Annotated in this window: 9 protein-coding genes, 2 pseudogenes and 1 other annotated feature; of the genes and pseudogenes, 4 read left to right on the plus strand and 7 right to left on the minus strand. The window is 44.4% G+C overall.

The features are described 5' to 3' along the window. Positions 1-199 precede the first annotated feature (199 nt). Positions 200-1,390: an ABC transporter permease gene (locus tag B9Z54_RS03770; protein ID WP_113927178.1), complete on the minus strand. Its 1,191-nt coding sequence runs from the start codon at positions 1,388-1,390 to the stop codon at positions 200-202. Beyond that, complete coding sequence (locus tag B9Z54_RS03775; protein ID WP_113927179.1) at positions 1,350-2,060, minus strand: ABC transporter ATP-binding protein; 711 nt, start codon at positions 2,058-2,060, stop codon at positions 1,350-1,352. Before B9Z54_RS03775 ends, B9Z54_RS03770 begins: the two co-directional genes overlap by 41 nt. A 297-nt stretch (positions 2,061-2,357) precedes the next feature. Between B9Z54_RS03775 and B9Z54_RS03780 the strand changes: the two genes are divergently transcribed. After that, positions 2,358-2,579, plus strand: a complete 222-nt coding sequence (locus B9Z54_RS03780; protein WP_113927180.1) for a DeoR family transcriptional regulator — start codon at positions 2,358-2,360, stop codon at positions 2,577-2,579. A gap of 97 nt (positions 2,580-2,676) precedes the next feature. On the opposite strand, the pseudogene B9Z54_RS03785 reads toward B9Z54_RS03780, so the two are convergent. Then, positions 2,677-3,395, minus strand: a pseudogene (locus B9Z54_RS03785) (pseudouridine synthase). A 296-nt stretch (positions 3,396-3,691) separates the two neighbouring features. On the opposite strand from B9Z54_RS03785, the gene B9Z54_RS03790 reads away from it, so the two are divergent. Then, positions 3,692-3,913 carry a hypothetical protein gene (locus tag B9Z54_RS03790; protein ID WP_113927181.1) on the plus strand — a complete coding sequence of 74 codons (222 nt, stop codon included), beginning with the start codon at positions 3,692-3,694 and terminating at the stop codon, positions 3,911-3,913. A 1,004-nt stretch (positions 3,914-4,917) separates the two neighbouring features. On the opposite strand, the pseudogene B9Z54_RS03800 reads toward B9Z54_RS03790, so the two are convergent. Next, a pseudogene (locus B9Z54_RS03800) lies at positions 4,918-6,539 on the minus strand (putative polysaccharide biosynthesis protein). 153 nt (positions 6,540-6,692) lie between these two features. Here B9Z54_RS03800 and B9Z54_RS03805 point away from each other — a divergent pair. Beyond that, positions 6,693-7,973, plus strand: coding sequence for a BaiN/RdsA family NAD(P)/FAD-dependent oxidoreductase (locus B9Z54_RS03805; protein ID WP_113927182.1), 1,281 nt, complete (start codon positions 6,693-6,695; stop codon positions 7,971-7,973). A gap of 318 nt (positions 7,974-8,291) precedes the next feature. Here B9Z54_RS03805 and B9Z54_RS03810 read toward each other — a convergent pair whose 3' ends face one another. Further along, positions 8,292-8,477, minus strand: coding sequence for a sporulation protein Cse60 (locus tag B9Z54_RS03810; protein ID WP_113927183.1), 186 nt, complete (start codon positions 8,475-8,477; stop codon positions 8,292-8,294). 1,602 nt (positions 8,478-10,079) lie between these two features. Beyond that, positions 10,080-10,280: a binding site (T-box leader), on the plus strand. 45 nt (positions 10,281-10,325) lie between these two features. Between B9Z54_RS03810 and proS the strand changes: the two genes are divergently transcribed. Next, the gene (proS, locus tag B9Z54_RS03820; RefSeq protein WP_113927185.1) at positions 10,326-11,756 is read left to right on the plus strand and encodes a proline--tRNA ligase; all 1,431 of its coding nucleotides are present in this window, start codon (positions 10,326-10,328) and stop codon (positions 11,754-11,756) included. A gap of 48 nt (positions 11,757-11,804) precedes the next feature. Here the strand turns inward: proS and B9Z54_RS03825 are convergent, their stop codons facing one another. Both B9Z54_RS03825 and B9Z54_RS03830 read right to left on the minus strand, forming a co-directional pair. After that, entirely contained in the window at positions 11,805-12,563 is a 759-nt protein-coding gene (locus tag B9Z54_RS03825; RefSeq protein ID WP_113927186.1) for a hypothetical protein, read from the minus strand. Next, positions 12,553-13,086 (minus strand): sigma-70 family RNA polymerase sigma factor, encoded by a 534-nt coding sequence (locus tag B9Z54_RS03830; protein WP_113927187.1) that lies wholly within the window; start codon positions 13,084-13,086, stop codon positions 12,553-12,555. The genes B9Z54_RS03825 and B9Z54_RS03830 overlap by 11 nt, the downstream gene beginning before the upstream one ends. Positions 13,087-13,313: the final 227 nt, after the last annotated feature.

Genomic DNA, 13,313 nt, shown 5'->3' on the forward strand with positions numbered 1-13,313 from the left:
GAGGGACACTATCACAATTTCTTTCTCTTATAGTGGCTCTCAACACCTCTCTGAGGGACACTATCTCGATTTTTCTCTCTTATAGTGGCTCTCGACTTCTTCATGAAGGACACTATCACGATTATTTACTAATATAGTGTCCCTCAAAACTCCACTCAGTGAGTAACAGGCAACAGCTACAATTCTTTTAGGAAATTCCCTAAAAAACACCAAAATAATGCAGCATTGATATAGCCAGAATGGCGAAATACGGAATGAACGCCAGAGCCCTTGTTATGCTTTGAACTTTTATGAACTCAGCTTTTTCACTATATTTACTTCCAATCGGATGCTTGGTGACCAGCTTCTCCCAAATCCACTCGTTCCACGCGAAGATGGACAGCGCCACCAGAGCTGCTGCGCCAAGCTTCAGCCATAACGCGGGAAGTACAATCTGTGAAAAAGAAAGGACTCCGATGGACTGAGTGTAAGTCGCACTATAGGTGAAGTTCCGGATCAATACCTTGGTGAACAACTCAAGGTATCCAAAGGTTGGAGTCTGTCTCTTGAATATGCGCTGTGATTTCGGGAAAAGCAGCGGCTTGCTTCGTTCTGAAGAAACCGGTTGTTTTTCCACATGCTGCGAGAAGAGAAGGATGAGTGAAATCCATTTCATCTTTAAATTTCCCTCGATGTGCAGATTTCTTTTCATTGAATTTTCACTGAAGATTCTCTTTCGATTCAGAACGAGAGAGAAGAAAATCAACCCGATATTGACCAGCAGCAGGATGACATCCAAACCGGCAGCCATAAGTCTGTATGCAATTCCCCATAATTGCAGCTGAACGACGATAGCCAAAAGGAATAGTCCCGTCCTCTTCCAACTTTTCTTTTTACCTGCCAGCGCTCCTTTTACCGCCATATGGCTCCATTTTGAACTCAATAGGAAAACCATATAAACTACAAAAGCAAAGACACTGATGCTATAGTGGTTCAGCCAAAAAGGTGCCAGGAGTCCCCCGACTGCAAAGGTTAACAAAAATGTGCCCGCATAAGTGCTGAATATTCCCCATTTTTTCACACCGAGGAATAGTCTTTGATGCTTTACCAAAAATACCTGGTCGGCTTCCAGCAGGCACGTTCTGAAGTACCCTGTAAGAATGTACAAAAATGGGATGAGATAGAACAATTCAAATGGGACCTGTTCCACCCAATCCGGAATGTCTATCCACCACGACCTGTAAATCATCGTGCCGATCACCAGTGATGGAATGATTAAATAGAGCATGACGGTCCAGTCTGCGACGGATTTGAAAGCTTTATATTGAAATTGGAACCCATCTCGGTACCTTCGAGAGAAAAGCCGGAAACTATTCACTGCCTTCCCTCTCTTCATCAGGGATGCAATCATAGAGGCTTCCTCCCTCTGCACCGCATTCCTTTAAAACTTTTTCCAGAGGTCCGGAAGAGAGCATCGTCCCTTGGTCTATGATGACAAATTCATCGCAGATCCTTTGAGCTGTGTCGAGAACATGCGTACACATCAAGATTCCCGCACCTCTGCTCCTCTCTTCTTCCAGAGATCTCAGCATCAATTTGGTAGCATTCGGATCAAGTCCGATGAACGGCTCATCAATGATCAAGAGCTGAGGCTCTGTCAATAATGCCAGCACAATCATCCCTTTTTGCTGCATTCCTTTTGAAAAAGTCGAAGGAAACTGATGCGCGTGGTCAAACAGCCTGTATTTCTTAAGAAGTTCTTCGCCTCTTTGTTTGTAAATATTCTGCGGAATTTTCTCCACACTTCCGACAAAATCTATGTGCTCCCATAGGGTCAGTTCATCATAATATATCGGCCTTTCAGGAATGTAGGAATACGTGACACCCTCAGCAATGTCCGTTTCACCTTCCATGAACGGCAGCAGCCCCAGCATCCCTTTAATAGTCGTGCTCTTCCCAGCCCCATTGGAACCGATCATTCCCAGAATACTACCAGAAGAAATTGAAAAAGCAACATTATGTATTAAAGACTTTCCTGCTTCATATCCACCCTGCTCTATATCTACTTTTAAAATTGTCATAAGTTCCCCTCCACTAGATATATACGGCATAGTGGAAAAAAAGTTCTGTTTTTTAATTTTTCTGACGGGTATACATATACTATAAGGAACAACCCTTCTTCAAGTTTTAATTTTTTGTAAATTTGGACATTAACCTAGAATTCCTTTGTGAAGAGGGGTACAATAGAAGTGTTCCGACATCTATGGAAAACCAATAAAAAGGAGCTGTCTCAAACGGAATATATTCCTTGATGAGTAGAATCTCTATAAGCTGATATGCAGGCTTGCCTTTGGGAAAAAAGATGAGGGAGTGGTTTTTTGAAACCTTCAACAAATCGAATGCTGACTCGAATTAAATCAATCTACATTTTTATTAAAAAGAATGGCACTGTTACCACACAGGACCTGGTAGATGAGTTCTGCATTACTCCGCGCACCATTCAAAGAGATCTGAATGTATTGGCTTACAACGACTTGGTAGAAAGTCCAGGACGGGGCCAATGGACAACGACGGAAAAGAAGGTTAAAATGACCTCCTAGCTACATAGATTAGCGGGAACACCAATACTAAAAATGAACATTAAAATGGATACCAACAAAAAGAGCTGACGCGGATTAGATCGCATCAGCTCTTTTCTTATTCTATCTTGAAGTTCTTCAATTCCTCGACTTCCTCATCCGTCAGTTCCCGGTATTCCCCAAGCTCAAGAGTTTCATCAAGCGGCAGCGGTCCCATAGACATCCTCTTCAAGTAAATGACCCGTTTGCCCACTGCTTCAAACATCCTTTTCACCTGATGGAACTTTCCTTCGGTGATCGTTAATTGAATTTCTGACCTGAGCCCGGAAGAGATGATGTTAAGTTCACCCGGTTTCGTTTCGTATCCATCCTCCAGCGTAACTCCTTTGGCAAAAGCAGCCACATCTTCTTCTGTCACTTCTCCATCAATGAATGCAAAGTACGTTTTGGGCACATGCTTTTTCGGTGAAAGCAGCTGGTGTGAAAGCTGACCGTCATTAGTGATCAGCAACAGGCCTTCTGTGTCTTTATCAAGTCTTCCCACAGGAAATGGATTGAAGATCTGATCCTCCATCTGGAGCAGATCAATGACCGTCTCTCCCTCAGCATCTTCCGTGGCAGACAGGACACCCGGCGGCTTGTTCATCATAAGATAGACGAACTCTTTGTAAACGACCTCTTCTCCATGGACGGTAACCGTATCTTTTTCAGGATCAACCTGAAACTTTGCATCCTTGACCACTTCGCCGTTGACAATGGTACCTCCGCCTTTTAAATGTTTTTTACTTCTTTTCTGCTTCCATATCCCATATTAGATAACAATTTATCGATTCTCAAATTTTGTCACTTCCCATTCTGTAGGTAATGGCCTATACCCTTTCAAAGGCTTCGCATAGGCTGTAGTGAATATATAAATAAGGCTGTTTTCGCATACATTGTTGCTTTTCGGAAAAAACCCAAGAGCCGGATTTTTCCCCTGGTACTAAGGGTTTTCTCTCAAATCTGGGAGAGAAGCTCTTTTCTTTTCATGTTTACCAGGTTACTCCCCTGAACTATGGTTGTTTTTTCAGAATTGGCGTCAAATAGCAACAAAGTTTACGAAAAGAGCCATAAATAATGCGAGGTGTGCACGTATGTATCCTAGACAGCAAGGACAGGGCGGATTGTTCCTTCCCCTGCCTCAATTCCCGCAGACTCCCGGTTACGGCGGAGGCTATGACGGAAGCTATGGCGGCGGAATTGGTTCTTTTGAAAACCGGCTGGACCGTCTCGAAAAGCAGTATCAGCGCCTGGACCGCAGGGTTGACCGGTTGGAGCGCCAAGTTGACCGAATTCAAAGGCAGTTGGGTTATTAGGCCATATTTAAATTTAGATAAAAACGAAGAGGCGGATTATTTTATGACCGCCTCTTTATTTCTGAAAAATTGTTTGGAGTGGTTTGCCTTTCTCTCCTTTTACTTAAGGGGATTGGAGCGGAAGCCGCGCGATCTCCTGCGGGCCAAGCGGTCGTCTAGTTCCAGCGCCTAGCCCCTCGGGGTCAAATAACCTCAAGAGAATAAAAGGAAAGACCGCCTTTTTTTCTCTTGAGAACATTTGCCTGTCGGGGCTGACCGAGGCGCTTCCACTTTTAATGACAGGTGAGACCAAGGTTACGTACCCACTGGAACGTAACCCCGCAGGCGAATCCAGCTCCAGCGGCCAACGACTAGCAGATTTCGGTCTCTCTTCTTGCCAATCTAGCTGCATGGCCCCAACGGCTAGCTGACTTCCCTGCCTCCTCCTTGCGATAAGTCAACATCAACTCACTGTGTTCGTTGTGTTTCCTTTATCTCATGCGGAGTCAGTCCAGTCCGTACGCCGCTGAGCGGGGCCTTTCCACTTTATATAGATAAGTTATCATCGAATCGCTAGCACTCTTCGTGATTCATTTATCTCATGCGAGAGCCCTAAAATCTGTACGTCGCTGATCGGCCGCTTCCGCTTTTTATGAAGCTGAGGAGGCTCACCGCCCGCCCCGTAGAGTCGCGCGGCTGGAGCGGAAATCCATTATTTTTAAACAAGGCTCTTTTCGTAAACTTTGTTGCTATTTGATATAAATTTCGAAAAACATCACTAAAATTCACCTTTATATCCTGGTAAGCAAGAAAGAAAAGAGCTACTCGCCACGTTAAGAGAGATAAACATTAGTATTCAGGGGAAAAATCCGGCTCTTGGGATTTTTCCGAAAGCCACAATCTATACGAAAACAGCCTTAAACAAAGATAACTTTTCCAAAAATCGTTTATAATCCCCACTCTTATAGCTTGTTCGATGATTAATAATTCATTCGGCATAGTCCATCATTTTTACAAGCCTTCTCTTACTGTCCCATCCTCAGCTTTCTTCTGACCTTGGCCGCCCTTTCGCCGAACAGCCTGTCAGCAAGACGGGATCTGAAGCTGAGATAGAAATAAATCAGCGCACCGGCACCTCCGCAAATCGCTACGAGAGCAATGGCCTGCATTTTGGCTGAAGGATCGAGGAAGTTAACTAAAATCATATATAAGACAATGACCGCTGCAGCCATCACTGCGTTAAACATGATAATCAGCAACGTTCTTCTGAAAACGGTAGTGTATTGATAATTTCCATAAATCTTAATCACGATAAGGTTGATGACAGTCGCTGCCAAATAGCCAATAGTCGTGGCAAGGACTGCTCCTTGTGTTTCCATCAATTTAATCAACGGAATATTCAGTATCAGCTTTACCAACAAACCGACCAGCAAACTAAGTATCGTATATTTTTGCTTGTCTATGCCTTGAAGGATTGCTGCAGTGACAGCAAACAATGCAAACAAAATCGCTACTGGGGCGTATGTTCGCAGCACTTCTGTTCCAAGGTCACTATGGCTGTAGAACAGCGTATACGTTGGCTCTGCCAGCAACGAGATTCCAAGCGCAGCCGGAATCGTCAGGAATAACAGAATCTGAAAGGTCTGATCAAGCTGACGGTTCATCTTGCCGTATTCGTTTTTTGTAAAAGCTGAAGTGATCAAAGGCAGCAATGACATAGAAAATGCCGTAGCCAATGAAACAGGGATGATAACGAGCTTATGGGCAGCAAAGTTCAAAACACCGAAAGCCGTATCCGCTATATCCGCATTACCGATTGCCCCCATCGCTCTGTTGAAAGTCATTTGATCGACAAGCTGAAACAAAGGATTCGCAATACCGACAAAGATAAACGGAATCGAGTAGGCAATGATCTCTTTATAGATTTCTACCAAGGAAATGTCCACTGTTCCTTTATCATCTTCCAGCATTCTATCAAAGCGGGGCTTTCTCTTGAACCAGTACCAAATCAAGGAAATCAAACTGGCGGCTCCCCCGACAAACGCACCGAAAGTTGCAACGCTGATAGCGGTAGTCATATCTCCTTTGATCACATAAAGGACGACATAGACACCGACCAGGAGGAAGACGATCCGGACAATCTGTTCAATTACCTGGGAGACAGCCGTCGGTCCCATGGAATTGTGTCCTTGAAAGAATCCCCTGATCAAGCTCATAAATGGGATAATGATCAAAGCAAAGCTGACCGCCCTGATGACCGTTGTAACCTGTTCAACCGTAATAACCTGCTCTTTACTTGGTATGGTGATTTCAGCAAAGAAAGGAGCAAACGCATACATGATCAGGAATGAGACAATACCTGTAAGGGTCATCAACACGAGACCGGATTTGAACAGCTTCCTTCCAACATGATACTCTTGCATAGCATTATATTTAGAGATGAATTTTGACACTGCCAGCGGCACCCCTGCCGTCGCAATCGTCAAAAAGATCGTGTAAGGGACATATCCATAGGAATACAGTGAAGTCGGTTCAACTTCATTTCCCAGTAAAGCGTAAAACGGTATAACAAAAAAAGACCGAGAAACTTTGAAATAAATACGCCGAGCGTTAAAATAAACGTACCTCTAATTAAAGTCGATGACATAAAAATTCCCTTCCGAAACTTCTAATTTCACACTATAGGTAGTTTACTATTCAGGCTTATGAAACACAACTAGAAAGCAATCGGATTAGGGTTTGTAATCTATGGCAAATAGCATTAAAATTAGCGGTGACAGCGTGAAAGATGGTGGAATGAATGAAAAAATATGATGTAATCGTCATCGGAGGAGGGCCATCGGGTTTGATGGCATCCATCGCCGCAGGAGAAAACGGCGGGAAAGTCCTCCTGATTGACAAAGGAAATAAGCTCGGCAGAAAGCTGGCAATCTCAGGCGGCGGCCGGTGCAATGTGACAAACAGGCTTCCAATTGAAGAAATCATCAAGCACATCCCAGGAAACGGCCGCTTTCTCTACAGCGCCTTTTCAGAGTTTAATAATGAAGATATCATCTCTTTTTTTGAAAAACTGGGCATTGAACTGAAGGAAGAAGATCATGGCAGAATGTTTCCTGTTTCCAACAAGGCCCAGTCTGTTGTAGATGCTCTTTTAAACAGAATGAATGAGCTTGGCGTCGAAAAACGAACGAACTCACCTGTTAAAAAAGTGAATTATGTGGACGGCCGGGCTGCAGGTGTTACATTGCAATCCGGTGAAAGCTTCGCTGCCGGGTCCGTCATCATCGCAGTAGGCGGGAAATCCGTTCCACACACAGGTTCCACAGGTGACGGCTATGCCTGGGCAGAAGATGCCGGGCACACGATCACAGATTTATTTCCGACAGAAGTTCCGCTCACATCTGATGAGCCCTTCATCAAGGAACGCGAACTTCAAGGATTGTCTCTTCGTGATGTCGCGCTCAGCGTCCTAAACCCGAAAGGAAAAGCACTGGTCACCCATAAAATGGACATGATCTTCACCCATATCGGCATTTCCGGACCAGCTGTCCTTCGCTGCAGCCAATATGTCGTCAAAGCAATGAAAAAATGGAACCTGACTCATGTGACCATGCATATCGACAGCTTTCCCGATAAGAATGAAGAAGTATTGTTTCAGGAGCTGAACTCTCTTATCAAAAAAGAAGAAGAGAAAAAAGCGGTGAAAAACATACTTAAAGGTTTGATGCCGGAACGTTACCTCCTGTTCCTGCTCGAGCGTGCCGAAATCGATCCCGGCCAGCAGGGCATCACTCTCTCTGGTGAAAAAATCCGCGAATTGGCCCGCCTGGCAAAAGGGTTCACCTTCACGGTCAATGGAACCCTATCCATTGACAAAGCCTTCGTGACAGGAGGCGGCGTGTCCGTGAAAGAAATCCAGCCAAAGACAATGGCTTCGAAAAAAATGGACGGGCTTTTCTTCTGCGGCGAAGTCCTCGACATCCACGGTTACACAGGCGGGTACAACATTACGTCTGCCCTTGTAACTGGAAGGCTTGCAGGTGTGAATGCGGCTTTGAGTGCGTTGGAAGTCTCGAAATAAGTGCTGTGAAAGCGCCGGGTCCCTCTCCTTCCATTCGGTTGGAGAGGAAGCCGGCGTTTTTTTGTTACACTTTAGCCCTTTGTAGCACGACCAGGGACAGTTCCTCTTCGCGCTTTAAAGTATTAAAGTGAAATCTAGCAGGTCGTATCTGTGTATAAGGTGATCGTATAGTTGCATACTCCGCTCAGAATTGTGAATAACCCGATCGTATTCTTGCATGTTCCGCTCGCAAAGCCATCCCACCCATAAAACGAGCTCCTAACTTCCGTCACTTTCAGATGACATAACCCTATTTTCCACCGTGAGCCACTCCATAAATCACTTTTTATAAACAATCATCGCGGAAAAACAATAGATCTGCTCATCATCCACATCTTCCGGCATGGCAGCCACATGATATTTAATATCGACGATGCTGTCTTCGTCCACCGACTTGAGGAATCTATTCATATCTCTCTCCAAATCCTTTTCATGTTCATAATCAAATACTTTCACCTGGATCATGATCATTGCTCCCTTTTCACATAGATTCTACTAACATTCTAGACATTTTTTCTAATTTTCAGTCATGCAGAAGCATGCCTTTACATCAAATGCGGGAAGGCGTGAATCCAAAAAGGTATATTTGCTACATGAGTTGCTTTAAAATCGATAACTCCTGTATTTTGATAGTCATTCTGGGTACATGGGTTGCACCTAAACCAAGAACTCATGTATCCAAGGAGACTCGCTGGGTACATGAGTGACATCAAAACTGGTAACTCATGTATCCACATAGCCGCTCTGGGTACACGAGTTGCATTAAAACCACAAACTCATGTATCCACGCAGACTCGATGGGTACACGAGTGACGTCAAAACCAGTAACTTATGTACCCACATAGCTGCGCTGGATACATAAGTTGCATCAAAACCAGCGACTCATGTACCCACATAGCCGCTATGGGTACACGAGTTGCACCAAAACCACGAACTTATGTATCCAAGGAGACTCGCTGGGTACATAAGTGACGTCAAAACTGGTAACTCATGTATCCACATATCCGCTATGGGTACACGAGTTGCATCAAAACCAGGGACTCATGTATCCACGCAGACTCGATGGGTACATGAGTTGCACCAAAACCAGGGACTCATGTATCCACTCAGACTCGCTGGATACACGAGTTGCACCATAACCACGAACTCATGTATTCACGCAGGCTCGTTGGGTACACGAGTGACGTCAAAACCAGTAACTCATGTACCCACATAGACTCGATGGGTACACGAGTTGCATCAAAACCAGGGACTCATGTATCCACGCAGACTCGATGGGTACATGAGTTGCACCAAAACCACAAACTCATTTCTCCATGCAGGCTCGCTGGGTACACGAGTGACGTCAAAATCGGTAACTCATGTATCCACTTACGCTCTCTGGGTACATGAGTGACGTCAAAACTGGTAACTCATGTATCCACATAGGCTCGCTGGGTACATAAGTTGCACCATAACCACGAACTCATGTATCCAAGGAGACTCGCTGGGTACATGAGTGACGTCAAGAACCAGTAACTCATGTATCCACATAGCCACTATGGGTACACGAGTTGCATCAAACCAGGGACTCATGATCCACGCAGACTCGCTGGGTACATGAGTGACGTCAAAATCGGTAACTCATGTATCCATGCAGGCTCGCTGGGTACATGAGTTGCATCAAAACCAGCGACTCATGTACCCACATAGGCTGGCTAGGTACACGAGTTGCACCATAACCACGAACTCATGTACCCACGCAGACTCGATGGGTACATGAGTTGCATCAAAACCAGTAACTCATGTACCCACGCAGACTCGATGAGTACATGAGTTGCATCAAAACCACAAACTCATGTATCCATGCAGGCTCGCTGGGTACATGAGTGACATCAAAACCAGCGACTCATGTACCCACATAGCCGCTCTGGGTACACGAGTTGCACCACAACCACGAACTCATGTATCCAAGGAGACTCGCTGGGTACATAAGTAGCATCAAAATCCGGAACTCACGTATCCACAAAATATAATTCCAAAAATAAATTGACTTTTTCATCCAAGGAAAATATAATACTTAAAAATAATGAAACATTGAGAAGGATCAGTAGGATGATCCGGTCATTGAAAGAGAGGGAGCTCCCGGCTGCAAGGTTCCCATTGGCCTCCATCCGAACCTGCCTTTGAGTTCTGTAGCGCATACAGCGGTTCAAACCGTTATCATGATATGAGAGTAAAGCTTTGCTTTGAATCAGGGTGGTACCGCCAGTTTTTCTGGTCCCTGACATAGCAGGGCTTTTTTGTTTTTATAAAAATTTGGAGGTGCAAGGAATGGGAAAAGAGTTTGTAAAGAACATCACTGGCATGGATGAAGATTTTGCTCAGTGGTATACCGATGTTGTCACAAAAGCTGAATTGATCGATTATTCCAGTGTCCGGGGGTCAATGATCATCCGCCCCTACGGCTATGCTCTTTGGGAAAATATCAAAGATGCACTCGATAAAAGAATAAAAGAAACCGGGCACGAGAATGTCTATATGCCGCTCTTTATTCCTGAAAGCCTGCTTCAAAGAGAGAAAGATCACATTGAAGGGTTTGCTCCGGAGGTCGCCTGGGTCACTCACGGCGGTGATGAAGAGCTGCAGGAGCGCCTTTGTGTGCGCCCCACATCAGAAGTCCTGTTTGGCGAGCACTATAAAAACATCATCCATTCATACCGCGACCTGCCAAAGCTTTATAACCAGTGGGCAAACGTGGTGAGATGGGAAAAAACTACGAGACCTTTCCTGCGCACGCTTGAATTTCTTTGGCAAGAGGGACATACATGCCACGAAACTGATGAAGACGCTCATGATGAAACAGTAAAAATGCTTGAGGTATATGCGGAGCTTTGTGAGAACATCCTTGCCATCCCTGTCATCAAAGGACAAAAAACAGAGAAAGAAAAGTTCGCAGGAGCCAAATACACTTATACCATCGAAAGCCTGATGCACGATGGAAAAGCACTGCAGTCCGGGACCTCCCATCATCTAGGTGACGGGTTTGCCAAAGCATTCGGCATCCAATTCTCCGACCGTGAAGGCAATCTTCAATATGTACAGCAAACGTCATGGGGGTTCACTACCCGCATCATCGGTGCGATGATCATGGTCCATGGTGATGACCGCGGCCTTGTCATTCCGCCAAAAGCAGCTCCAACCCAGCTGATGATCGTGCCGATTGCCCAGCACAAAGAAGGTGTATTAGACTTTGCTTACAACCTGAAAGACAGATTAACAGGCACCGTTCGGGTAAGTATCGATGCCAGCGACAAAAAGCCTGGCTGGAAATTCAATGAATATGAAATGAAAGGGATTCCTCTTCGTTTGGAAGTCGGCCCTCGGGATATTGAAAATAACCAGGTCGTCATTGCCCGCCGAGATACTGGGGAAAAAGTGACGGTCAGCCTGGATGAGTTGGAAAGCACCATTGCCCAGCTGCTCGATGACGTACAGAACAACCTGTTTGAAAAAGCTCTTAAACACCGAGAGGAAAAAACAAGCATTGCCTTGAACTTTGAAGAATTTGCGGAAAAATTGGATTCCAACAAAGGATTCATTAAAGCCATGTGGTGCGGTGACCAGGCTTGTGAGGTAAAAATCAAAGAAGAAACTGGTGCAACTTCACGCTGCATACCTTTTGAAGAAGAGAAAGTTTCAGATGATTGTGTATGCTGCGGCAAGGAAGCAGAACAGCTGGTTTATTGGGCTAGGGCTTACTAAATAGAAAAAGGATGACCGTTTTTGATAACGGGCATCCTTTTTCAACATTCACTCAATCATCTGGTTAGCAAGATCAATTAATACTTCACGCGTATCATATTTTTCAGCATTTGAAATGTAGATGTTGATATGAATTCCTTCTCTACTCTCAAATTTGATCGTTCCTCCATCATCCCCTAGATTCAATTCGCCTGTTTCTCCCTTTTTGAGTTCTACTTGCTCAGGAGACTTATTTCCCTCTCCAATAATTTGCTGTTCAAAATCAACCGCACCAATCATAATAACTTCCCTGCCATTGGTAGCTCTAAAGTCTACCGAGATATCTTTTCCATCTGAGTTCGATTCGAAATGCCAGTCATATATCCTGTCTACTGCAAATTCACCTTCGAAAGGGAGATCCTCAGGTAATACTAACTTAAATGGCAAAGCGTTAAGGGCATCGTCGACTGAATCAGCCTTATATGATTTGGGCTGGTTGCTTAAGAACTTGGTTCTTTCTTCTTCAGTCATATTTTCCAAGCCGCCTTGACTTTCTTCTTCTTTTAAAAGAGAAGTATCCAACCTCTCAGGCTGCCTGTCTGCCGAAAATGGCAGAATTCCAGTCTGGCTGCCAATAATGCCAAGTAACAGTAGAATCGCCGCACCTGCCAGACCCCAGCCTAACAATTCAGGAAACCACCTTCTCTTTGGCCGGAGAGTTTGATTGTTCTCTATCTTAGTGAGCAGTTCATTTTCCTCTCTTTCAGAAAAAACCCGTCCTTCTCCGATATGGTTGTGAACAGCATCTTGAATTCGCTTATTGTTCATTGAGATCGCCTCCAAGCTTTTGGTTCAAAAGATCACGGGCACGGGATAATCTGGTTCTGATCGTAGAAGAATTCATTCCAAGTATTTCTGATATTTCTTCAATTTTTAACTCTTGATAATAGAAAAATATGATGACTTCCCTGTATTTCACCGGAAGAGCAAATACTGCTTCACTCAACTCTGTTTTCTGCTGCTGTTTCAGCAAGTAGTGTTCGGGGCTCTCTGTTTTTGAATTTGAGGAGAAAGTATTCGTAAATAATAGCTTTTTATAATGCCAGCTTCTCAGATAATCCTTCGCTTTATTGGCCGCAATAGATAGAATCCATGCTTTCGCCGAGGTTTCATTTTCCAAGGTATCCATCTTTTGAAAAACAGTAATGAATACTTCCTGTACCAAGTCCTCTGCTGCACTCCAGCTTTTCACGTAGGAGTAAATCAGCCTCTTAACATCCTCGCCGTATTCGGTGACGAGGTCTCGGATTGACCGCTCTTTTCCTGTACACTGTTCAGCACTCTTTGTCATATCACACCACCATAAATCGTATTTTCACTTAACAGACGATTGCCGTTTATAAAAAGTCCCAAAATATGTTGAAGAAATTCGCTAAAAGGACTAAAATCAGCTGGTTATGAAATGTTTATCGGCGAACCGCTTTAACTTATCAGCGCTTTTTAACTTTTATCGGCGTAATTTTGGTTTTTATCCGCACTTTCAGGACTTTTATTGGCGTAAAACCAGATTTATCAGTC

It is taken from the genome of Bacillus sp. P14.5, from assembly GCF_003316765.1.
GTDB lineage: Bacteria > Bacillota > Bacilli > Bacillales > Bacillaceae_B > Rossellomorea.